21 protein-coding genes are annotated in these 22,904 nt (G+C 71.0%); 13 read left to right on the top strand and 8 right to left on the bottom strand.

What is annotated here, in order from left to right:
- Positions 1–81: 81 nt before the first annotated feature.
- From ACWIF2_RS13680 to ACWIF2_RS13650, 7 genes are all read left to right on the top strand, one after another.
- Positions 82–876, top strand: coding sequence for a helix-turn-helix domain-containing protein (locus tag ACWIF2_RS13680; RefSeq protein WP_454360410.1), 795 nt, complete (start codon positions 82–84; stop codon positions 874–876).
- Complete coding sequence (locus ACWIF2_RS13675; protein WP_454360408.1) at positions 869–1,084, top strand: DUF397 domain-containing protein; 216 nt, start codon at positions 869–871, stop codon at positions 1,082–1,084. Before ACWIF2_RS13680 ends, ACWIF2_RS13675 begins: the two co-directional genes overlap by 8 nt.
- Positions 1,085–1,186: 102 nt before the next feature.
- Positions 1,187–1,795 (top strand): hypothetical protein, encoded by a 609-nt coding sequence (locus tag ACWIF2_RS13670; protein ID WP_454360406.1) that lies wholly within the window; start codon positions 1,187–1,189, stop codon positions 1,793–1,795.
- Positions 1,796–1,876: 81 nt separating this feature from the next.
- Positions 1,877–4,006 carry an ArnT family glycosyltransferase gene (locus tag ACWIF2_RS13665; RefSeq protein WP_454360404.1) on the top strand — a complete coding sequence of 710 codons (2,130 nt, stop codon included), beginning with the start codon at positions 1,877–1,879 and terminating at the stop codon, positions 4,004–4,006.
- 76 nt (positions 4,007–4,082) lie between these two features.
- Entirely contained in the window at positions 4,083–4,736 is a 654-nt protein-coding gene (locus ACWIF2_RS13660; RefSeq protein ID WP_454360402.1) for a DUF7691 family protein, read from the top strand.
- Positions 4,737–4,914: 178 nt separating this feature from the next.
- Positions 4,915–5,523, top strand: a complete 609-nt coding sequence (locus tag ACWIF2_RS13655) for a hypothetical protein (RefSeq protein WP_454360401.1) — start codon at positions 4,915–4,917, stop codon at positions 5,521–5,523.
- Between the two features lie 97 nt (positions 5,524–5,620).
- Entirely contained in the window at positions 5,621–6,043 is a 423-nt protein-coding gene (locus ACWIF2_RS13650) for an ATP-binding protein (protein ID WP_454360400.1), read from the top strand.
- A 3-nt stretch (positions 6,044–6,046) separates the two neighbouring features.
- Here ACWIF2_RS13650 and ppk2 read toward each other — a convergent pair whose 3' ends face one another.
- The 5 genes from ppk2 to ACWIF2_RS13625 form a co-directional block, all read right to left on the bottom strand.
- On the bottom strand, positions 6,047–7,021 hold the full coding sequence (ppk2, locus tag ACWIF2_RS13645; RefSeq protein ID WP_454360399.1) for a polyphosphate kinase 2: 975 nt from the start codon (positions 7,019–7,021) through the stop codon (positions 6,047–6,049).
- Between the two features lie 32 nt (positions 7,022–7,053).
- Positions 7,054–7,296, bottom strand: a complete 243-nt coding sequence (locus ACWIF2_RS13640) for a DUF6411 family protein (RefSeq protein WP_454360398.1) — start codon at positions 7,294–7,296, stop codon at positions 7,054–7,056.
- Positions 7,297–7,395: 99 nt separating this feature from the next.
- On the bottom strand, positions 7,396–9,081 hold the full coding sequence (locus ACWIF2_RS13635) for a thiamine pyrophosphate-binding protein (protein ID WP_454360397.1): 1,686 nt from the start codon (positions 9,079–9,081) through the stop codon (positions 7,396–7,398).
- A complete protein-coding gene (speB, locus tag ACWIF2_RS13630) occupies positions 9,078–10,061 on the bottom strand; it encodes an agmatinase (protein ID WP_376388231.1) in 984 nt (327 codons plus the stop codon). Before speB ends, ACWIF2_RS13635 begins: the two co-directional genes overlap by 4 nt.
- A 56-nt stretch (positions 10,062–10,117) precedes the next feature.
- A complete protein-coding gene (locus ACWIF2_RS13625) occupies positions 10,118–11,608 on the bottom strand; it encodes a sodium:solute symporter (protein WP_454360395.1) in 1,491 nt (496 codons plus the stop codon).
- 144 nt (positions 11,609–11,752) lie between these two features.
- On the opposite strand from ACWIF2_RS13625, the gene ACWIF2_RS13620 reads away from it, so the two are divergent.
- Positions 11,753–13,408 carry a PucR family transcriptional regulator ligand-binding domain-containing protein gene (locus ACWIF2_RS13620; protein WP_454360394.1) on the top strand — a complete coding sequence of 552 codons (1,656 nt, stop codon included), beginning with the start codon at positions 11,753–11,755 and terminating at the stop codon, positions 13,406–13,408.
- Positions 13,409–13,514: 106 nt separating this feature from the next.
- Positions 13,515–14,303 carry a phosphatase gene (locus ACWIF2_RS13615; RefSeq protein WP_454360392.1) on the top strand — a complete coding sequence of 263 codons (789 nt, stop codon included), beginning with the start codon at positions 13,515–13,517 and terminating at the stop codon, positions 14,301–14,303.
- On the opposite strand, the gene ACWIF2_RS13610 is transcribed toward ACWIF2_RS13615, so the two are convergent.
- From ACWIF2_RS13610 to ACWIF2_RS13600, 3 genes are all read right to left on the bottom strand, one after another.
- Positions 14,296–15,192 (bottom strand): acyl-CoA thioesterase, encoded by an 897-nt coding sequence (locus ACWIF2_RS13610; protein ID WP_454360390.1) that lies wholly within the window; start codon positions 15,190–15,192, stop codon positions 14,296–14,298. The genes ACWIF2_RS13615 and ACWIF2_RS13610 overlap by 8 nt on opposite strands.
- Positions 15,193–15,227: 35 nt before the next feature.
- Positions 15,228–16,385: an acyl-CoA dehydrogenase family protein gene (locus ACWIF2_RS13605; RefSeq protein WP_454360389.1), complete on the bottom strand. Its 1,158-nt coding sequence runs from the start codon at positions 16,383–16,385 to the stop codon at positions 15,228–15,230.
- 139 nt (positions 16,386–16,524) lie between these two features.
- On the bottom strand, positions 16,525–17,127 hold the full coding sequence (locus ACWIF2_RS13600; RefSeq protein ID WP_193478224.1) for an SACE_7040 family transcriptional regulator: 603 nt from the start codon (positions 17,125–17,127) through the stop codon (positions 16,525–16,527).
- Positions 17,128–17,214: 87 nt separating this feature from the next.
- Between ACWIF2_RS13600 and ACWIF2_RS13595 the strand changes: the two genes are divergently transcribed.
- Genes ACWIF2_RS13595 through ACWIF2_RS13580 form a run of 4 tightly spaced genes read left to right on the top strand, consistent with a single transcriptional unit; the run spans position 17,215 to position 22,884 of the window.
- Positions 17,215–18,831, top strand: a complete 1,617-nt coding sequence (locus tag ACWIF2_RS13595; protein ID WP_382494263.1) for a carboxyl transferase domain-containing protein — start codon at positions 17,215–17,217, stop codon at positions 18,829–18,831.
- Between the two features lie 14 nt (positions 18,832–18,845).
- The gene (locus ACWIF2_RS13590) at positions 18,846–20,759 is read left to right on the top strand and encodes an acetyl/propionyl/methylcrotonyl-CoA carboxylase subunit alpha (RefSeq protein WP_454360387.1); all 1,914 of its coding nucleotides are present in this window, start codon (positions 18,846–18,848) and stop codon (positions 20,757–20,759) included.
- Positions 20,759–21,718: a hydroxymethylglutaryl-CoA lyase gene (locus tag ACWIF2_RS13585; protein WP_454360385.1), complete on the top strand. Its 960-nt coding sequence runs from the start codon at positions 20,759–20,761 to the stop codon at positions 21,716–21,718. Before ACWIF2_RS13590 ends, ACWIF2_RS13585 begins: the two co-directional genes overlap by 1 nt.
- 5 nt (positions 21,719–21,723) lie before the next feature.
- The gene (locus tag ACWIF2_RS13580; protein WP_454360384.1) at positions 21,724–22,884 is read left to right on the top strand and encodes an acyl-CoA dehydrogenase family protein; all 1,161 of its coding nucleotides are present in this window, start codon (positions 21,724–21,726) and stop codon (positions 22,882–22,884) included.
- The last annotated feature ends 20 nt before the right edge of the window (positions 22,885–22,904 follow it).

Here is a 22,904-nt window from a genome sequence, read left to right as displayed (position 1 = left end):
TCCACTCACAGAGTGAGAGGTGCCGGGCTAGGCTCGCCAGAGGGTGCGGTGTGACCAGGCATTTGTCGCAAGGGAGTGGCCATGACCAGCACGTACGGTGACTGGCTCAAGCAGCAGCGCGAGGCGGCAGGGCTGACGCAGCAGCAACTAGCCGACATGGCGGTCATGACCCGGTCGCACATCTCGCACATCGAGGCGGGGCGTCGCATTCCGTCGAAGGAGGACGCGCGGCGCCTGGACAGGGCGTTGAACACGGGGAATGTGCTGAGCAGTTTCCTACCGGCCGAGGACGCCGCGGTCGCCGACTACTTCGAGGCGGCGAGACTGCTCGAACAACAGGCGGTGATGATCAGGGAGTTCGCCCTGTCGTACGTTCCGGGCATCCTCCAGACGGCAGGGTACGCGCGTGCGGTTCTGGGTACGGCGTTCCCTCGGGTGAGTGAAGATGAGTGTGACAGGCGCCTTGTCACACGCCTTGGACGCGCGAGGATCCTCGACGATCCGGTGACGCCTGTGGTGTGGGCGCTGCTGGACGAGGCAGTACTACGTCGCCAGATCGGCGGGCCGAACGTCATGGCGGAGCAGATCATGCATCTCGTACGCCTCGGTGAAAGCGGCAGAATCCAAGTGCACGTGATGCCGTTCGAGTTGGGCGTCCACCCCCTCTTGAGCAACATGTTGACCCTGATGTGGTTCGAGGACCAACCGCCCATGGCTTACGGCGAGGGTCTTCACATGGGGAAGATCCATGACGCCCCATCCGTGGTCCAAGATCTCCAGCATCGCTACGATTTCGCGCTGGGCAACGCACTGCCACTCAAGGAATCACTGACTCTACTCAGGGCGACAGCAAGGGACTACGAACGCCATGACTGACCGGACCATCTCGAACGCGGCGACATTGAATGGCTGGCGGAAGTCCACCTACAGCAACGACCAGGGAGGCAGCTGCCTGGAGATATTGGACGACTACGGGTGTGGGATCCCGGTTCGGGACTCCAAGAACCCGAAGGGTCCGGCGTTGGTCTTTGGTTCTGATGGCTGGTCGTCGTTCGTCACCGCCATCAAACAGCACCTCTCCTAAAACCCCTGAGCACTCTCCCCTCCCCCGTTCACCCGTCGCTCATTCGAGCGCATCAATGGCAACTGCCTCCCACCTGCTCACGCTTTACGAAGGATGGGTGGCATGAGCCCGGGATTCTCGTACCTGCACGACCCTCACAGCACGGGACACGTGATCGCCACAGTGCGCACACTCATGCGCACCGACGGCCTGAATGTTTCTCTGGCGGCCATCGCCCGTAGCTGCGGCACGTCACGCAACTTCCTTTACTCCAACTGGAAGTCGGCTACCGCGCTGCACCTGCTCGCGCTCAGGACGGAACTGGCGCACGCCTTCGACAAGGCTCGGCGCGCCTGTCCCAGCGACGGCACCGTCACAGGAATCACCCACCACCTGACCGAAGTGGCGCGCACCATCCGTCGCCATCCGACCACGGCCGCCATCGCCCGCTCTTCCCCAGATGCGTTCACGACCGCGCACAGCGTGATCGAGGGCCCACTGGTGCAGATCGCGACGGAACGGATCAGCGATCTGCTCCACCCGCTCTCTCCGCACGGCGGGGTCTGGGGCGACGCCGCGCTGAACACCAGGCCCTGGAAAATCCTCTGGGTCGGCCGCCCCGCCGCACTCTGCCCCGAAGCCGCCGGCAACCAGGCCTGGGAGGACACACTGGACAGCGTCTTCGCCCAGCTGCTGCAAGACCTGCTCGCCCCTTGGAGCACGTCCCCGTAACGCCCCGGCCGGCGGACTATCCACAGCCTGCTCCCAGACAGGACACAGTCCGCCCCCATCGGCGGTGTGCATCGTGCAAGGGTGACATCTGCCACCGAACCCCAGATCCGCACCGCCGCCCCGCGCTGGTCGCTGCCCGCGCTGCTCGCGATCCTCGCCCTGGCCGCGGTTCTCTACTCCTGGAACCTGTCCGGCGCCGGCCTCAACAGCTTCTACAGCGCGGCCGTGCTGAGCGGCACGCAGAGCTGGAAGGCGTGGTTCTTCGGCTCGCTCGACGCGGGCAACTTCCTCACCGTCGACAAACCGCCGTTCGCCCTGATGGTCATGGGCCTGTCGTGCCGCCTGTTCGGTTACGGCACCTGGCAGATGATGCTGCCGATGGTCCTGGTCGCGCTGGCGACGATCTGGATCGTGCACGCCTCGGTGAAGCGGGTGTGGGGCCACGGCGCGGCGACGGTGGCCGCCCTGGTCCTGGCTCTGACCCCGATCACGGTCGCCATCAACCGTGACAACAACCCCGACACGCTGCTGGTGTTCCTGATGGCCGGCGGCGCGGCGCTCGCCCTGCGGGCCGTCCACAACGGCAAGCTGCTGCCGCTGGTCGGCTCCGCGGTGTGCTTCGGCCTCGCCTTCAACACGAAGATGCTCCAGGGGTACATCGCGCTGCCCGCTGTCTTCGCGGTCTACCTGTACGCGGCGAAGCCGAAGCTCGTGCAGCGCGTCGTCAACCTCCTCGTCGCGGGCGTCGCCCTCGCCGTCTCCAGCTTCTGGTGGGCGGCGGCGGTCTCGCTCGTCCCGGCCGACGACCGCCCCTACATCGGCGGTTCGACGGACGGCACGGCGTGGGACCTGATCATGGGCTACAACGGCCTGGGCCGGATCCTCGGCGGCGAGGGCAACGGCGGGGGCGGCGGGGGCGGCGGCTTCTCCGGTACCGCGGGGCTCGGCCGGCTCTTCAACGACATCCTCGGCGGCCAGATCTCCTGGCTGATCCCCTTCGCGGCCATCGCCTGTGTCGGCGGACTGGTGCTGTGCGGCCGCGCCCCGCGCACCGACCTCACCCGCGCCGCGCTGTTGCTGTGGGGCGGCTGGACCGCCCTGCACTACCTGACCTTCGCCCTGGCCGAGGGCACGATGCACCCGTACTACACGACCGCGCTCGCCCCCGGCATCGCGGCGCTGTGCGGAGGCGGCGGTGTGATGCTGCTGCGCGCGTTCCGCGCCGACAAGCGGTGGGCGTGGGTGCTTCCGGCGGGGCTGGGCATCACGGCCGTCTGGGCTGTCGTACTCCTGCGGCGGGCCTCCGGCTGGAACACCTGGCTGTGGCCGGGGATCGCCATCGTCATGGCGCTGGCGATCGTGGGACTGCTCGTCTTCCGCTCCGCGTCCGGTGTACGGGTGCGGCTGCTGGCGGTGTCCGTGGTGGCGTCGGTCGTCGCCGCCGTGGCGGGTCCGGCCGCGTACGCCTGGTCTGTGCCGTCCGGGTCGGGCGGCGGCGGGGGCATGGGCGGTACGAACCCGACCGCCGGGCCGTCGACGGGCAGTGGCTTCGGCGGTCCCGGGGGCGGTGGCGGTGGCGGTGGCGGCCGGGGGTTCCCGGGCGGTTCCGGTGACGGGATGCCGGGTGGCGGTGGCCGGCAGGGCGGGAACGCACAGGCGGGCGGCAACACCCAGGCCGGTGGCGGGGTGCCGTCCGGCGGCCAGGACAGCCAGAACGGCCAGAGCGGGCAGGCCCCGGGCGGCAGCGGCGGTGCGGGAGGCACACCCCCGAACGGCATGGGTGGCGGCCCCGGCGGCGGCATGGGCGGCGCGAGCAGTGAGCTCATCTCGTACCTGAAGAAGCACCAGGACGGCGCCGAGTGGCTGCTGGCCGTGTCCAGTTCGCAGGGCGCCGCCCAGCTGATCGTGAGCAGCGGGGAGCCCGTCATCTCCATGTGGGGCTGGTCCGGCTCCGACAAGGCGATGACCCTGGCCAGGCTCAAGGAGCTGGTGAAGAACGGCGAACTGCACTACATCCAGCTCGGCGGCGGCATGGGCGGCGGCCCCGGCGGCGGCAGCGGCGTCAGCTCCGAGGTGACGGCATGGGTGCAGAAGCACGGCACGGCGGTGAAGGAGAGCGAGTACAACGAGACCGCGAACTCCACCTCCGAGTCCTCGTCGCAGTCGAACCAGGCTGCGATCTACCGCCTGGACCCGTCCGACGTCAGCTGATCGCACACAACTCCGAATGAACGGCTCCCGACCTCTCGGTCAGGGGCCGTTCGCCCGTCCCCGATCATGGACACCGGTGTCCGGCGAACGGGTGAAGGGAAACGCAGGCGTGGGCTACTGCCTGGAGATGAGCACCGGCGACATGCGGACGGTGGTGCGGCTGCTCACCGCGGTGGAGCGGACCGAGCGGCAGGAGCGCACACTCGCCCGGGTGCGTACGGAGTGCGAGCGGACCGACGCCCGCTTCCGGGAGCAGGGCATCGGCCTCGACGTCTCCATCGCCCAGGCCTTGGAGGAGCTGATCGAGGGCACCCCGAGCGCCGACCTCTGCCCCTCGTACAGCTACGCCTTCTACCAGGCCGTCGCCGCGCACTTCTCCGATCCGACCGACCTCGGGGCGTGGCGGCGGCCTTCGTGGTTCCACGTCATGGACGATGAACTGGCCCGGCACGGCGTGCCGTCCGACCTGCTCCCGGGCACGTTCCTGTTCAGCGGCCCGCCGCTGCGGCTGCCACACCCCGGGGACGCGGTGCCCGCGATCGGCACGCTGCCGGCCCGGCGCGCCGCCGACCTCGCCGACGCCTACACGCGCGTACTCGACCGCCTCGACCCCGAATTCCGTGGCGCGGCCCGCCGGTTCGTCGACGCCATGCGGTTCGAGGCGGAGGAGTGGGAGAGCGCGCGGAAGCTCGGGACGAACCCTGACACGCTGCTCTTCTGGTTCCACTGATCCCTGCCGGAACTCTTGACGCCTCCTTTCCCGCCGGGATACTTGCGGTCGACAGCGCGCCAACTGCCGTGTCGTTCAAGGGCTTTGTGCGGACGATGGCGCCGTTTGTCCGAGATCCCGAACGTCGTGCGAAGTTTCGCAAGTTTCGTGACGACCACCCCCACAGGAGGATCCGCACATGAGTCCACGCAAGGCACTCATAGCCGCCCTGACCGCCGCCCTGCTGGCCGGCCCCGGCGTCGCCCAGGCCGCCACCCCGCAGACCGCCGCGGCCCCCGCCCCGGCACGCGACCGCGCCGCGGCGGCCACCATCACCTGGTCCCTCGTCCGCGCGAGCAACCCCACCGAGGACCAGCGCTCGGCCTACGACCTCATCACCAAGGCCATGAACGCCGCCGTGGCCCGCTACAACAACCTCAGCGACCTGGGCAAGACCCTCACCGTCCGCTACGAGCCGGGCGTCCCCACCGCCGACGGCAACATCAACGGGACGATCCGCTTCGGCAGCAACCGCAGCTACATGAACGAGCGGACGGCCCTGCACGAGATCTCCCACACCATCGGCGTGGGCACCAGCTCGGGCTGGTCCCGTCTCGGCGGCAGCGGCACCTGGACCGGCGGGCAGGCCACCGCGCTCGTCAGGCAGTACGACGGCTCCGGCGCCAAGATCTCCACCGGCGGCGGGCACTTCTGGCCCTACGGCCTGAACTACGACAACGAGTGGTCGGGCACGGCGGCCGACCGGCATGTCCACATCGTCGCCGCGATGGTCCGCGACGGGCTCTAGACCTGTTCCAGCCCGGCATCCAGGCCTGTCGCCGCGGGTGCCGGGTACCCGGTTCAGGCAGGAGCTGCTGTGTGGACGAAGGACGGGAGGCCGGGCAGTGGGGGTGAAGGCGATGGGGTGGGCGCACTCGTTCCCCATGTCCGAGGGAGTGCGCGCCGGGCGGCAGTGGACACGTGAACGTCTCGAGTCCCTGCCCTGGGCCGCTGCCGACTCGGACACGGTGGACGCCATCGTGCTGGCCGTGTCCGAGCTGATCACCAATGCGCACATTCACGCGCGCAGCGACGCGCACCTGGTCCTCACGTGGGACGGTGACTGCCTTCATGTGAGCGTCCACGACGAGGATCCGACGCTGCCGCGCCGGAGCGAAGCAGCGCCGGGGGATGTCGGCGGCCGCGGAGTGGCCATCGTGCGGAAGCTCGCAGACGAGTGGGGGATGAGGTGCCAGCGGCACGGCAAGACGGTGACGGCGTGCTTCCGCCCCGCCGAAACCGGGCCCGACGCCGACCCCGGTGAGTGAGTGTCAGTCGGTCCCGGGGTGCTTGCCGGGCCCGTCGGCGCCGGGGGACAGCGGCGTGGGTGACAGCGTGGTGTCCTCCTCGCCGGGCTCCAGGAGGGTGTCGGCGGCACCGACGATGAGGGGGTCGGGTGTGCCGACCGCCTCGCGGTCCTTGCTGGCGTAGTCGATGCGCGACAGCAGACTGCGCATGGTCTCCAGCCGGGCGCGCCGCTTGTCGTTGCTCTTGACCACGGTCCAGGGGGCGTGTGCGGTGTCCGTGGCGCGGAACATGTCGACTTTCGCCTCGGTGTAGTCGTCCCAGAGGTCCAGCGAGGCCAGGTCGGTGGGCGAGAGCTTCCACTGGCGCACCGGGTCGACCTGCCGGATCGCGAAGCGCGTGCGCTGCTCCGAGCGGGACACGGAGAACCAGAACTTCATCAGCAGGATGCCGTCGTCGACCAGCATCCGCTCGAAGGCCGGGCACTGGTCGAGGAACAGCTCGTACTCGTCCTTGGAGCAGAATCCCATCACGCGCTCCACGCCGGCCCGGTTGTACCAGGAGCGATCGAACAGGACGATCTCCCCGGCCGTCGGCAGCTGCGCGATGTACCGCTGGAAGTACCACTGGCCCGTCTCGCGTTCGGTGGGCTTGTCCAAGGCGACCACGCGTGCGCCGCGCGGGTTGAGCCGCTCGGTCAGCCGCTGGATCGTGCCGCCCTTGCCCGCCGCGTCACGCCCCTCGCACACGACGACCACACGTGCGCCGGTGTCCTTGACCCAGCGCTGCAGCTTGAGCAGTTCTATCTGCAGTATGCGCTTGGTCCGCTCGTACTCCTTGCGGCCCACCTTGCGGTCGTACGGATGGTTCTCCTGCCACGTCCGGATGGGCCGCCCGTCAGCGTCCAGCACGATCGGCCGCTCCCGCCGGCTGGCGTCCACGGTCAGTCCGTCCAGCAGCTTGTCCGCGTTCTCGGCGTTCTCGGCGTTATCGGTGTTCATCACCGCGCTCCCCGCTCGGCCCGCACCGTCGTTCAGAAGGGCATGTGACCGCGGGTGCGGCGACCTGCGGAACCGCTCCGGCTCACCGCCCGCGAGCTGCTGTGGAAGGGCTTGCTGAAGAGCCGTCCCAGAACGCCGGGCGCCTTGCCGCCGGCCCGCGCCCCGGCCCCGAGCGTACGCTGCGTGCCGCGTTCGGGGTGGCGGGAGAGACGGGGGACGAGGAACGCCAGGACGGCCAGAACCACACACACGCCGATGACGACGGCGACTACCATGATCGAATCCTCTCACTGGTGGACTGCTCCACGAGTGCCCCGCCTTCTTCCACACATGTGAGGAGGGAGAGAACGCGTCCCGGCCGGTCCGGTCGCCGGTCAGTCCAGATGCGTCGGCGCGAACATCCGCAGCACCGCCGGGAGCAGAACCACCGAGGGACCGGGCGCCCCGAGTGCCTTCGCGAGGTCCTGTTCCAGGGTCTCCGGGGTCGTACGGACCCCGGGGACGCCGAAGGACTCCGCCAGGGCCACATAGTCCGGCCGGGTCAGTTCCGTCGCGGTCGCCTCGCCGAACGCGTCGCTCATGTACTCGCGCAGGATGCCGTAGCCGCCGTCGTCGACGATCAGCCAGGTGACGTTCAGGTCGTACTGGCGGGCCGTCGCCAGCTCGGCGATCGAGTACAGGGCGCCGCCGTCGCCGGAGACCGCGAGGACCGGCCGGGTCGGGTCGGCCGCCGCGGCGCCGAGTGCCGCCGGGAAGCCGTAGCCGAGGCCGCCCGCGCCCTGGGCGGAGTGCATGTGGTTGGGGCCCTTGGCGTCGAAGGCCGACCAGGCCCAGTACGCGAGGATCGTCATGTCCCAGAAGGACGGGGAGTCGGCCGGGAGCGCCCTGCGGACGGACGCCAGCACGTCCTGTTCCAGGGTGAGTTCCTGGGAGGCGATGCGCTCGGCGACCTTGGCGAGCACCTCGCGTACGCGCTCCGGAGCGTCCGGGTCCGTTCGCTCCGACACCGTCTCCAGCAGCGCCTGCAGCGCGAGGCGGGCGTCCGCGTGGATGCCCAGGGCCGGGTGGTTGGACTCCAGCTTGCCGAGGTCGGCCTCGATCTGAATGACCCGGCCGCGCGGCTTGAACGTGTGGTAGTTCGAGGAGAGTTCCCCGAGTCCCGAGCCGACCACCAGGAGGACGTCCGCGTCCTCGAGGAAGTCCGTGGTGTGCCGGTCCTCGATCCAGGACTGGAGCGACAGCGGGTGCTTCCAGGGGAAGGCCCCCTTGCCGCCGGGGGTCGTCACGACCGGGGCCTGGATCAGCTCCGCGAGCTGCTTCAGCTTGCCCGAGGCGTCCGCCCGTACGACTCCCCCGCCCGCGATGATCGCCGGGCGCTCGGCATGGGACAGCAGGTGGGCGGCCACCGCGGTCAGTTCCGGGCGCGGCGGCAGCTCCTCGGGGAAGGCGTCGCCGCCCGTCACCACCGGGATCGCCGTCGGCGCGAGCAGCACGTCCTGCGGGATCTCCACCCACACCGGGCCGTGCGGGGCGGTCAGTGCCGAGGTCCAGGCCGCCTCGATGGCGGACGGGATCTGCGACTGGGTGCGCACGGTGTGGACCGACTTCACGACGCCCTGGAACGAGGCGGCCTGGTCGGGCAGTTCGTGCAGATAGCCGTGCCGGCCGCCGCCCAGGCCGGCGCTGGGGATCTGGCTGCCGATCGCCAGCACGGGCGCGGAGGCGGCCGCCGCCTCCTGGAGCGCGGCGAGGGAGGTCAGGGCGCCCGGGCCCGTCGACAGCAGCAGGGGCGCGGCCTCGCCGGTGATGCGGCCGTAGGCGTCCGCTGCGAACCCGGCGTTGTTCTCCACCCGCAGGCCGATGTACCTGAGGTCCGAGCGGCGCAGGGCGTCGAACATGCCGAGCGCGTGCTGGCCGGGCAGACCGAAGACGGTCGTCGCGCCGAGACCGGCCAGCGTCTCCACGACCAGGTCTCCGCCGTTGCGGCCTGGTGGAGGGTTGAGGGCGGCCTCCGTCTGGGCGGGCGTCGGGCGGAGCACCAGGTCGTGGTCGTGAGTCACTTCGCTTCCGAGTCCTTCCGGGCCGCGGCGATCTGGCGGGACATGATCGTGGTCAGTTCGTACGCCGTGTGGGACGCGGCGACCGACGTGATCTCGGCGTGATCGTACGCGGGGGCCACCTCGACGACGTCGGCGGAGACCAGGTTGCAGGAGGCCAGCCCGCGCAGGATCTCCAGCAGTTCGCGCGAGGTCATGCCGCCGGCCTCGGGCGTGCCCGTGCCGGGCGCGTGCGCCGGGTCGAGGCAGTCGATGTCGATGGAGATGTACAGCGGCCGGTCGCCGATGCGCTGGCGGAGCTGGTCGGCGACCTCGTCGGCGCCGCGCCGGTAGACGTCCGCCGAGGTGACGATGCCGAAGCCCATCTTCTCGTCGTCGGTGAGGTCCTGCTTGCCGTAGAGCGGGCCGCGGGTGCCGACGTGGGACAGGGCGGAGGTGTCGAGGATGCCCTCCTCCACCGCGCGCCGGAAGGGGGTGCCGTGGGTGTACTCGGCGCCGAAGTAGGTGTCCCAGGTGTCGAGGTGGGCGTCGAAGTGCAGCAGGGCCACCGGGCCGTGCTTCTTCGCGACCGAGCGCAGCAGAGGCAGCGCGATGGTGTGGTCGCCGCCGAGGGTCATCATGCGGGCGCCGGTGCCGAGCAGGTCGTCGGCGGCCGCCTCGACGGTCTCGACGGCCTCGTTGATGTTGAACGGGTTCACGGCGATGTCGCCGCCGTCCGCGACCTGCGCGAGGGCGAAGGGCGAGGCGTCCTGTGCCGGGTTGTACGGGCGCAGCAGCCGGGACGCCTCGCGGATCGCGTTGCCGCCGAAGCGGGCGCCCGGCCGGTACGAGACACCCGAGTCGAACGGCACGCCCACCACGGCGACATCGGCCCGACCGCCGACCTCGTCCAGCCGGGGCAGCCGGGCGAAGGTCGCGGGGCCCGCGTACCGCGGCACACGGGAGGAGTCGACGGGCCCGCGGGGAGTCTCGTTGCTGCTCATGAAGAGATGCTCTCTTTCCTACGCTTCATCGCGTATGTACTGCTTGCCTTATGACCTTACCGGGGCGTCGCGGCCGGTTCGGACGCGAGTTCGGACTCGGGTTCGGGTGCCCGCCCCGCGAGCCGCTCGCGCCAGGCGGCGAGGACGGCGGCGTCGGTGGCCGGGGTGGCGAAGGAGACGACCAGATAGGCGGCGAGCGAGGCGAGCAGCCCGTAGTAGACGGGCTCGTTGGCGAGGATGCCGTACGTCGCCATCAGGGTGACGACCGCGAGTCCGCCGACCACGACGGAGGCGAGAGCGCCGTAGACCGTGCCCCGCTTCCACAGCAGCCCGCCGAGGATCGGCACGAGCAGTCCGCCGACGAGGAGGTTGTAGGCGACGGTCAGCGCTTCCACGACGTTGTCGATGGCGATGGCCGTGCAGATGACCGCGAGCCCCATGATCAGGATGAAGGCGCGGTTGCCCTTCACCTCGTCGTGGTCCTCCGCGTTCTCGGCGCTTCCGGCCGGTGCCTTGACGATGCCCCGCAGCCGGGACCAGATGTCGTTGTTGGCGACGGTGGCGCAGGCGATCAGCGCGCCGGAGGACGTCGACATCACGGCGGCCAGGGCGGCGGCGAGCACCAGCCCGCGCACTCCGACGGGCAGTTCCTCCTTCACGATGGTCGCGAAGGCGTCGTCCGGGCTGCCGAGCTTCGGGTACAGCACCTTGGCGGCGGTGCCGATGACGGCGCCGGCGAGGGCGTACGCGAGGCAGTAGGTGCCGGCGACGGTCCCGCCCCACTTGGCGGTGGTGTCGCTGCGGGCGGTGAAGACGCGCTGCCAGATGTCCTGCCCGATGAGCATGCCGAAGGTGTAGATCAGCACATAGGTGAAGATCGTCTCGCCGCCGATGCCGAGGGGGTCGAAGTACTCGGTGGGCAGCTGGGCCTTCATCTCGCTGAACCCGCCGGCCTTCACCACGGCGATCGGCAGCAGCAGGAGCAGCACGCCGATGGTCTTCACGACGAACTGCACCATGTCCGTCAGGGTGATCGACCACATCCCGCCGAGGGTGGAGTACGCGACGACGATCGAGCCGCCGAGGACGATCGCGAGCGTGCGGTTCATGTCGAACAGGACGTCGAAGATCGTGGCGTACGCGATGGTCGAGGTCACCGCGAGCATCAGGGTGTACGCCCACATGACGAGGCCGGAGATCACTCCGGCCCGGCCGCCGTAGCGCAGGTCGAGCATCTCGGAGACGGTGTAGACCTTCAGCCGGGCGATGCGGGCGGAGAAGAAGACGGACAGGGCGAGCAGGCCGAGGCCGATGGTGAAGACCATCCAGGCGCCGGAGAGGCCGTACTGGTAGCCGAGCCCCACACCGCCGATGGTGGAGGCGCCGCCGAGGACGATGGCCGCCATGGTGCCGGAGTACATGGCCGGGCCGAGCCGGCGGCCCGCCACCAGGAACTCGCTCTTGGAGCGGGCGCGGCGCATGCCCCACCAGCCCATGGCCAGCATTCCGGCCAGGTAGACGACGATCACGAGGTAGTCGACGGCCATGGGGCCTCCTTCGCGCACGCACAGGGCGCAGGGCTCGGTCGCGGGGGACGAGGTTGACGAGGACTGACACTAGGTGGCCGGAAAGCGACTGCGAAGTGTACGTTTCATCCAATCGAGCTGCCTTGGCTGGAGGGAACGCACACCATGCCGGACCCGGCGGTCCCCCCGACACCCCCCGTCCTCCTCACGTCGCTCCTGGCCAGGGAAGACCTCTCCCTGCGCCGGATCGCCGGTCCGGAGGAGCCCGGGACGGTCGTCCACTGGGTGCACACCTCGGAGATGGCGGACCCGTACCCCTATCTGCTGGGCGGGGAGCTGCTGCTCACGGCGGGCGTGCACATCCCGGAGGCGGCGGGGTCGGATGGGGGTCCCCCCGGTCGAGCGAAGTCGAGACTGGGGGAGTACTTCGACGACTACGTCTCGCGGATCGTGGCGGCGGGCGGCGCGGCCCTCGGCTTCGGGGTGGCGCCGGTGCACGACACGGTCCCGAGGGCGCTGGTCGCGGCATGCGAGGCACACGGCCTGCCGCTGCTGGAGGTGCCGCCGCAGACCACCTTCTCGGGCGTGGCCCGCGCGGTCTGGCAGCTCATGGCCCAGTCCCGCCTGGCCGAACTCCGCCGCGTCACAGAGGCCCAGCAGAGCCTCACCTCCGCCGCCTCCCGCCCCGACCCGGTCCCCTCGGTCCTCCGCCAGCTCGCCCAGCGCCTGGGCGGATGGGCGGTGCTGTACGGCCCGGAGGGCGCGGAGATCGCGGGGGCGGGGCGGAGGCCCGGGGACGAGGTGCGCGAGGCGTTGGCGGGGCTGGCGGGGGTGGTGCGGCCGGACCGCCCCACCCCTGCGGCGGGTGCGGCTTCGCAGACCGGCTCCGTATCTCGTGCGCGCTCGACCGGGACCCAGTCGAGTGAGCCCGAGGCGGCCCCCTCCCGCTCGGCCCACGGCCCCGCCTTGCCGGCCGGCCGTCAGCCACCCACCGACCCCGGCCGCCCCTCCCCCACCTCCGCCACCGACACCGTCGCCGGTACGCACCTCGCCGCCTACGCCCTCGGGGCCGGGCACGGGTTCGTGCTCGGGGTCGCGACGCCGCAGCGGGCGCCGGGGGATCACACCGTCGTCTCCGTCGCCGCCGTGCTTCTGTCCCTGCTCACCGGCGAGCAGCAGAGCGGCACCGGTGCCGCTCGATCGTCCGCGCTGGTGCGGCTGTTGCTGGGCGCGCCGCCCGAGGAGGTCGCGCCGCTGCTCGGGGGTGAGCGGTGGGTCGTCGTACAGGCACGGCCGGACGGGGAGGGTGCTCCGGACGCCGTCGCGGCCTCCGCGCTGGGCGCCGCGCTCGGTTCCGCCCTGGTCGACCCGGCGGGCGACGTCGTGAGGGTCCTGGTCCCGGCCGACCGGGCACCGGCCCCGCTGCCCGGCTGGACCCTGGGCGTCAGCGCCGCAGTCGCCCCGCACGACTGGCCCGCCGCCGACACCCAGGCGTCCCGCGCCCTGGCCCGGGCCCGCGCCACCCGGACCCCGCTGCTGCGGCACGCCCCGCGCCCCGCCCTCGCCGACCTGGTCCCGCCCGACGAGGCGGCGGCCCACGCCCGCGCCCTCCTCGCCCCCGTCACGGCACACCCCGCGCTCACCGAGACCCTGCGCACCTGGCTGTCCCTGCACGGCAGTTGGGACCGCACGGCCGTCGCCCTGTCCGTGCACCGCAACACCGTGCGGCAGCGCGTCACCCGGTGCGCGACGCTGCTGGAGACGGACCTCGAGGACCCGGACGTACGGATGGAACTCTGGTTCGCGCTACGGCACATCTGAACGGCACATCTGAGTAGGTGAGCGGAGCCCGTCTGAGTACGTGACGCACGTCCCAGCGTTCGATACGCCAGGGACGCCCACAGGCGGCTGCTCCACAATGGTTGTCATGCCGATACCCGGGACACCCAGCCGCGCCGAACTCGTCGACCACCTCGTCAGGACGCGCATCGCGGGCGACGTCGCCACCCCCCGCGAGAACAACCTCTCCCACTACCGCAAGCTGGCGAACAACGACCGCCACTACTGGCTCGGCCTGGAACTCGGCACCCGCTGGACCGACGAGCAGGACGTCCTCGCGGTGATGGCGGAACGGGTGGGCGTGAACGACGATCCCGAGCACCGGTACGGCCAGGACACCATCGACCCGGAGCTGACCGTCGCCGGGCTCGAGCGCATGGCCGGGCGGCTGCGCAAGGCGGCGGACGGGCAGCAGCGGGTGCTGTTCGCCACAGGCCACCCGGGCGGCCTGCTGGACGTGCACAGCGCGACCGCGTCGGCGCTGCGCGCGGCGGGCTGCGAGATCGTCGTCATCCCGGACGGCCTGACGACCGAGGAGGGCTACGTCATGCAGTTCGCGAACGTGGCGGTGCTGGAGCACGGCGCCACCCTCTGGCACACCCACTCGGGCGAACCCATGAAGGCGATCCTGACCGCCATGGAGCGCGAGGGCCGCCCCCTGCCCGACCTGGTCGTCGCCGACCACGGCTGGGCGGGCTACGCGGGCCAGCACGGCGTCGACTCCGTCGGCTACGCCGACTGCAACGACCCGGCCCTGTTCATCGCCGAGGCCGAGGGCACCGTCCAGGTGACGGTGCCCCTCGACGACCACGTGGTCAGCCCGCGCCACTACGACCCGATGACGGCATACCTGCTGGCGGAGGCCGGCCTCAGCTAGACGACGGGCCCTGCTCGCGCGGGACGCGGACCACGCCCTCCTGGATCACGGAGATGGCCAGCCGCCCGTCCTGCGTGTAGATACGGGCCTGTCCCAGTCCCCGGCCGCCGTACGCGGACGGGGACTCCTGGTCGTAGAGCAGCCACTCGTCGGCCCGGAACGGCCGGTGGAACCACATCGCGTGGTCCAGCGAGGCCCCGACCACGTCGCCGACGGCCCAGCCGCCGCGCCCGTGGGCGAGCAGCACGGAGTCGAGCAGCGTCATGTCGGAGACGTAGGTGGCGAGGACGACGTGCAGCAGCGGCTCGTCGACCGCGCCGCCCAGTTTGCCGTTGGTCCGGAACCACACCTGCGAGTGCGGCTCACGCGGCTCGCCGAACTTCCCGTACGGCGGCTCCTCGACGTACCGCAGGTCGACGGCCGCCCGCGCCTCCGCGAACTTCTCCACCACGGCCGGGTCGATATGGCCGTACCCGCGCAGCCGTTCCTCACCGGTGGGCAGCGTGGCGGGATCGGGCGCGGCCGGCATCGGCTCCTGATGGTCCAGGCCGTCCTCGTACACCTGGAACGACGCCGAGAGATGGAAGATCGGCTTGCCGTGCTGGACGGCGACCACCCGGCGGGTGGTGAAGGAGCGGCCGTCGCGGATCCGGTCGACGGTGTAGACGATGGGCGCGCCGGGATCCCCGGGGCGCAGGAAGTACGCGTGCAGGGAGTGCGCGGGCCGGTCCTCGGGGACCGTACGCCCGGCTGCGACGAGTGCCTGCGCCGCGACCTGCCCGCCGAAGACCCGTGGCACGACGGCGGACCGGGACCGGCCGCGAAAGATGTCCTCCTCGATCTGCTCGAGGTCGAGCAGATCGAGGAGGTCCTGGAGTGCATTGCTCATGGCAACTGTTGTACCGGCCACTGACTGCGGTCGGATTACAGGCCCATGTCCTTCGCGATGATCGACTTCATGATCTCGCTGGTGCCGCCGTAGATGCGGTTGACGCGGTTGTCCGCGTACAGGCGGGCGATCGGGTACTCGTTCATGTAGCCGTAGCCGCCGTGCAGCTGGAGGCAGCGGTCGATGACGCGGTGGGCGACCTCGGTGCAGAACAGCTTCGCGGAGGCGGCCTCGGCGGGGGTCAGCTCACCGGCGTCCAGCGCCTCGGTCGCCCGGTCGGCGACGGCCTCGGCCGCGTCCACCTCGGCCTGGCAGGCGGCCAGCTCGAACTTGGTGTTCTGGAAGTGGGCGACCGGCTTGCCGAAGACCGTGCGGTCCTGCACGTACTGCTTGGCGAACCGCACGGCGGCCTTGGCCTGGGCGTAGGCGCCGAAGGCGATACCCCAGCGCTCGGAGGCCAGGTTGTGGCCGAGGTAGTAGAAGCCCTTGTTCTCCTCGCCGAGGAGGTCCTCGACGGGCACCTTGACGTCGACGAACGCCAGCTCGGCGGTGTCGGAGGTCTTGAGGCCCAGCTTGTCGAGCTTGCGGCCGACGGAGTAGCCCTCGGACTTGGTGTCGACGGCGAAGAGGGAGATGCCGTGGCGGCGGTCGTCGGCGGTCGGGGCGGCGGTGCGGGCGCACACGATCACGCGGTCGGCGTGGACGCCGCCGGTGATGAAGGTCTTGGCGCCGTTGAGGACGTAGTGCGTGCCGTCCTCGCTCAGCTTGGCGGTGGACTTCATGCCCGCGAGGTCCGAGCCGGTGCCCGGCTCGGTCATCGCGATGGCCCACATCTCCTCGCCGGAGACGAAGTTCGGCAGGTAGCGCTTCTTCTGCTCGTCGGTGGCGAGCATCTTGATGTAGGGCAGGGCGAGCAGCACGTGCACGCCGGAGCCACCGAACTGGACGCCCGCGCGAGCGGTCTCCTCGTACAGCACGGCCTCGAACTTGTGGCTCTCCAGGCCCGCACCGCCGAACTCCTCCGGCACGTTGATGCCGAAGATGCCCAGCTCGCCGAGCTTGTAGTAGAAGTCGCGCGGCGCCTGGCCGGCGGCGAACCACTCGTCGTACACCGGCACGACCTCGGCCTCGATGAAGGCGCGGATGGTCTCCCGGAACGCCTCGTGATCCTCGTTGAACACCGTACGGCGCACGCCGCCACCTCCACGGACCTCGGTATGTCTAAGCGCTTGCTCACCCCAAGATACCGGCGAGTATCAACAAGCGTCCAGGGTGGGAGTGGGGTAACGCTCGTCACGCCGACGGGCGGCAGTGCCTCGGGGGCGCGGGCCGCTACTCCCCCGCCGCCGCGAACGCCCCGCGCGCCATCCGGTGCAGCAGCTCCGCCACGGCACCCCGCCCGGCCAGCGCCCCGGCCCTCCCCAGATGCGGCGTCGAGTTCAGCAACCCGAACACCGAATGCACGGCCGACCGCGCGGCGGGCTCCCCAAGGCCGGGATACACCTCCCGCACCACCCCGACCCACAGCTCCACGTACTGCCGCTGGAGCTGGCGCACCATCTTCCGGTCGCTGTCCCGGAGGCGGTCCAGCTCCCGGTCGTGCAGGGTGATCAGTGGACGGTCGTCGAGCGCGAAGTCGATATGCCCCTCGATCAGCGAGTCGAGGACCACCCCCGCCCCCACGCCCCCGTCCGCCTCCGCCTCCGACAACCGCCGCTTCGCGCCGGTCAGCAACTGCCCGCTGATCCCCACCAGCAGCTCCGCGAGCATCGCGTCCTTGCCCGCGAAGTGCCGGTAGAGACCGGGCCCGCTGATCCCCACCGCGGCACCTATCTCGTCGACTCCGACCCCGTGGAAGCCCCGCTCGGCGAAGAGCCGGGCGGCCTCCTTGAGGATCTGCTCGCGGCGGGTGGGTGCGTCGGTCCTGGTTGCCATGAAAACAATTCTAGACAGGGAGGTTAGCGGTCGTTAACCTGAAGGAAATGCGTTAACGCTCATTAACAAGGTGAGGGGACCCGCAGGATGTACGAGGCACCGGAGCTCACGACCGCGGCGGACCCCGCGTCGGAGCCCTTTCGGGCCAACGAGGAGGCACACCGCACCCTCGTCGACGAGCTGCGCGCCAAGCTGGCCACAGCCGGCCAGGGCGGCGGCGAGAGGGCCCGCGCCCGCCACACCGCGCGCGGCAAGCTGCTCCCCCGCGACCGCGTCGACACCCTCCTCGACCCGGGCTCACCGTTCCTGGAGCTGGCCCCGCTCGCGGCCGACGGGATGTACGAGGACCAGGCCCCGGCCGCCGGTGTCATCGCCGGCATCGGCCGGGTCAGCGGCCGGGAGACCGTGATCATCGCCAACGACGCCACGGTCAAGGGCGGCACGTACTACCCGATGACGGTCAAGAAGCACCTCCGCGCCCAGGAGGTCGCCCTCGACAACCGCCTCCCCTGTGTCTACCTGGTGGACTCCGGCGGCGCGTTCCTCCCCATGCAGGACGAGGTCTTCCCGGACCGCGACCACTTCGGCCGGATCTTCTACAACCAGGCCCGTATGTCCGGCGCCGGCATCCCCCAGATCGCCGCCGTCCTCGGCTCCTGCACGGCCGGCGGGGCGTACGTCCCGGCGATGAGCGACGAGGCGGTGATCGTCCGCGACCAGGGCACGATCTTCCTGGGCGGCCCGCCCCTGGTGAAGGCGGCCACCGGCGAGGTCGTCACGGCGGAGGAGCTGGGCGGCGGCGAGGTCCACTCCCGTGTCTCCGGCGTCACCGACCACCTCGCGGAGAACGACGCGCACGCCCTGCGCATCGTCCGCACCATCGTCTCCACCCTCCCCGCGCGCGGGACACTCCCCTGGGAGGTCACGGAGGCGACCGAGCCCAAGGTCGACCCGCAGAGTCTCTACGGCGCCGTCCCGGTGGACTCCCGCACTCCCTACGACGTCCGCGAGATCATCGCCCGCGTCGTCGACGGCTCCCGGTTCGCCGAGTTCAAGTCCGAGTTCGGCCAGACCCTGGTCACCGGCTTCGCCCGGATCCACGGCCACCCGGTGGGCATCGTCGCCAACAACGGCATCCTGTTCTCCGAGTCCGCCCAGAAGGGCGCCCACTTCATCGAGCTGTGCGATCAGCGCGGCATCCCCCTCGTCTTCCTCCAGAACATCTCCGGCTTCATGGTCGGCAAGGACTACGAGGCGGGCGGCATCGCCAAGCACGGCGCCAAGATGGTCACGGCGGTGGCCTGCACCCGGGTCCCGAAGCTGACCGTCGTCGTGGGCGGCTCCTACGGCGCGGGGAACTACTCCATGTGCGGCAGGGCGTACTCCCCCCGCTTCCTGTGGATGTGGCCGAACGCCAAGATCTCCGTCATGGGCGGCGAGCAGGCCGCCTCGGTCCTCGCGACCGTCAAGCGCGACCAGCTGGAGGGCCGCGGCGAGTCCTGGCCCGCGGAGGACGAGGACGCCTTCAAGGCCCCGATCCGCGCCCAGTACGAGCGCCAGGGCAACGCCTACTACGCGACGGCCCGCCTCTGGGACGACGGCGTGATCGACCCGCTGGACACCCGTCAGGTCCTGGGCCTGGCCCTGACCGCGTGCGCCAACGCGCCCCTGGGTGACCCCCAGTTCGGCGTCTTCCGGATGTGAGGGGACGGACGACGATGTTCGAGACAGTGCTTGTGGCCAACCGGGGCGAGATCGCCGTACGCGTCATCCGGACGCTGCGGTCGATGGGCGTGCGCTCGGTGGCCGTCTTCTCCGACGCGGACGCCGACGCCCGGCACGTCCGCGAGGCGGACACGGCGGTCCGGATCGGACCGGCCCCGGCGTCCGAGAGCTACCTTTCGGCGGAGCGCCTGCTGGAGGCCGCCGCCCGCACGGGCGCCCAGGCCGTCCACCCCGGCTACGGCTTCCTCGCCGAGAACGCCGCCTTCGCGCGCGCCTGCGCCGAGGCCGGCCTGGTCTTCATCGGCCCTCCCGCCGAAGCGATCTCACTCATGGGCGACAAGATCCGCGCCAAGGAGACGGTCCAGGCGGCCGGAGTCCCCGTGGTGCCCGGCGGACGGGACCCGGACCTGGCCGAGGCGGCCCGTGAACTGGGCGCGCCCGTGCTGCTGAAGCCGAGCGCGGGCGGCGGCGGCAAGGGCATGCGGCTGGTGCGGGACCTGACCCGGCTGGAGGAGGAGATCGCGTCGGCCCGCCGCGAGGCCCGCGCCTCCTTCGGCGACGACACGCTCCTCGTGGAGCGCTGGATCGACCGCCCCCGGCACATCGAGATCCAGGTCCTGGCCGACGGCCACGGCCGGGTCGTGCACCTCGGGGAGCGCGAGTGCTCCCTCCAGCGCCGCCACCAGAAGATCATCGAGGAGGCGCCGAGCGTCCTCCTCGACGAGGAGACCCGCTCCGCGATGGGCGAGGCGGCGGTCCAAGCGGCCCGCTCCTGCGGCTACCGGGGCGCGGGCACGGTGGAGTTCATCGTCAACGGCTCCGACCCGTCCTCGTACTACTTCATGGAGATGAACACCCGCCTCCAGGTGGAACACCCGGTCACGGAGCTGATCACCGGCCTGGACCTGGTCGAGTGGCAGCTGCGGGTCGCGGCCGGCGAGCCTCTCGGCTTCGCCCAGGAGGACGTACGCCTCACCGGCCACGCGGTGGAGGCCCGGATCTGCGCCGAGGACCCGGCCCGCGGCTTCCTCCCCTCCGGCGGCACGATCCTGCGGCTCCACGAACCACAGGGCGACGGCATCCGCACCGACTCGGGCCTCACCGAGGGCACGGAGGTCGGCAGCCTCTACGACCCGATGCTCTCCAAGGTCATCGCGTACGGCCCCGACCGCGCGAGTGCCCTGCGCAAACTCCGCTCGGCCCTGGCGGAGACGGTCACGCTCGGGGTGCAGACGAACGCCGGGTTCCTGCGCCGTCTGCTGGCCCACCCGGCGGTCGTCGCGGGCGACATGGACACCGGCCTGGTCGAGCGCGAGGTCGAGGGGCTGATCCCCTCGGACGTACCGGAGGAGGTCTACGAGGCGGCGGCGGCCGTACGCCTGGACGCGCTGGCGCCCGAGCCCGGCGGCTGGACGGACCCCTTCTCGGTCCCGTCCGGCTGGCGGCTGGGCGGAAAGCCGAGGCCACCGGCCTTCCACCTGAGGGTGCATGAGGAGCTGGAGTACACCCCACGCGGTACCTCCGCGGTCACCGACCACCGTGTCTCGGTCACCCTGGACGGCGTCCGCCACTCCTTCCACCGAGCCGCCGACTGGCTGGGCCGCGACGGCGACGCGTGGCACGTACGCGACCACGACCCGGTGGCGGCGTCGCTCAGCCGCGCGGCCCACGCGGGCGCCGACTCCCTCACCGCGCCCATGCCCGGCACGGTGACGGTGGTGAAGGTCGCCACCGGCGACGAGGTGACGGCGGGCCAGAGCCTGCTGGTCGTCGAGGCGATGAAGATGGAGCACGTCATCTCCGCCCCGCACGCCGGCAAGGTCACGGAGCTGGACGTGGCGCCGGGCTCCACGGTCGCCATGGACCAGGTCCTGGCGGTCATCGCGCCCCACGAGGAGGTGGAGTGATGACGTCCGACGCTCTCCCGATGACGGTCCCGGCCGAGGACCTCCCCTCCCGCGTCCGCATCCACGAGGTAGGCGCCCGCGACGGCCTGCAGAACGAGAAGGCGACGGTCCCGACGGAGATCAAGGCGAAGTTCATCCGCCGCCTGGCGGCCGCGGGCCTGACGACCATCGAGGCGACGAGCTTCGTCCACCCCAAGTGGGTCCCCCAACTGGCGGACGCGGAGCGGCTGTTCCCGATGGTGAGCGATCTCGACGCCGCCCTCCCGGTCCTGGTCCCGAACGAACGCGGCCTGGACCGCGCCCTGGCCCTGGGTGCCCGGCGGGTCGCGGTCTTCGCCAGCGCCACGGAGTCCTTCGCCAAGGCCAACCTCAACCGCACGGTCGACGAGGCACTGGCGATGTTCGACCCGGTCGTCACCCGCGCGAAGGCGGAGGGAGCCCATGTCCGCGGCTACCTCTCCATGTGCTTCGGCGACCCCTGGGAGGGCGCGGTCCCGGTCCCCCAGGTGGTGAAGGTCTGCAAGGCCCTGATGGAGATGGGCTGCGACGAGCTGAGCCTGGGCGACACGATCGGAGTGGCAACCCCGGGCCATGTGGTCGCACTCCTCGCGGCGCTGGACGAGGCGGGCATCCCGCCCACCACCCTCGGCGTCCACTTCCACGACACCTACGGCCAGGCCCTCGCCAACACGCTTGCGGCGCTCCAGCAGGGCGTGACGACGGTCGACGCCTCGGCGGGCGGCCTGGGCGGCTGCCCGTACGCGAAGTCGGCGACCGGCAACCTCGCCACCGAAGATCTCGTGTGGATGCTGCGGGGCCTCGGCATCGACACCGGAATCGACCTCGGCCGCCTCGTCGCCACGAGCGTCTGGATGGCCGCCCACCTGGGCCGACCCAGCCCGTCCCGCACCGTCCGAGCCCTGTCCCACGAGGACATCGGGGACACCGAGGAGCACTGATCACGATGGATTACCGACTCTCCCCCGAACTGGAGGAACTCCGCCGCACGGTCGAGGAGTTCGCCCACGAGGTGGTGGCGCCGAAGATCGGCGACTTCTACGAGCGGCACGAGTTCCCGTACGAGATCGTCCGCGAGATGGGCCGCATGGGCCTGTTCGGCCTGCCGTTCCCCGAGGAGTACGGCGGCATGGGCGGCGACTACCTGGCACTGGGCGTGGCCCTGGAGGAACTCGCGAGGGTCGACTCCTCGGTCGCGATCACGCTGGAGGCCGGGGTCTCACTCGGCGCGATGCCGGTCTACCGCTACGGCACGGAGGCCCAGAAGCGCGAGTGGCTCCCCCGTCTCTGCTCGGGCGAACTCCTGGGTGCGTTCGGCCTGACGGAACCGGACGGCGGCAGCGACGCGGGCGCGACCCGTACGACGGCCCGCCTGGACTCCGCCACGAACGAGTGGGTGATCAACGGCACCAAGTGCTTCATCACCAACTCGGGCACGGACATCACGGGCCTGGTGACGGTCACGGCGGTCACCGGCCGCTCCCCGGACGGCAAACCGCACATCTCCTCGATCATCGTCCCGTCCGGCACCCCCGGCTTCACGGTCGCGGCCCCGTACTCGAAGGTCGGCTGGAACGCCTCGGACACCCGCGAGCTGTCCTTCACGGACGTCCGGGTCCCGGCCGCGAACCTCCTGGGCGAGGAGGGCCGCGGCTACGCCCAGTTCCTCCGCATCCTCGACGAGGGCCGCATCGCGATCGCCGCCCTGGCGACGGGCCTGGCGCAGGGCTGCGTGGACGAGTCGGTCAAGTACGCCAAGGAGCGTCAGGCCTTCGGCAAGCCCATCGCCGCCAACCAGGCCATCCAGTTCAAGATCGCCGACATGGAGATGAAGGCCCACACGGCCCGCCTCGCCTGGCGCGACGCGGCGGCCCGCCTGGTGTCCGGCGCCCCCTTCAAGAAGGAAGCGGCCCTCGCCAAGCTCCACTCCTCCACGATCGCGGTCGACAACGCCCGCGAGGCCACCCAGATCCACGGCGGCTACGGCTTCATGAACGAGTACCCGGTCGCCCGCATGTGGCGCGACTCCAAGATCCTCGAAATCGGCGAGGGCACGAGCGAGGTCCAACGCATGCTGATCGCCCGGGAGTTGGGGCTGGCGGGCTGAGAAAACCGAAGGGCCTGCGC

The sequence above is a fragment of the Streptomyces sp. NPDC055506 genome, from assembly GCF_053643595.1.
This window is presented reverse-complemented; position numbering and strand designations above follow the sequence as displayed.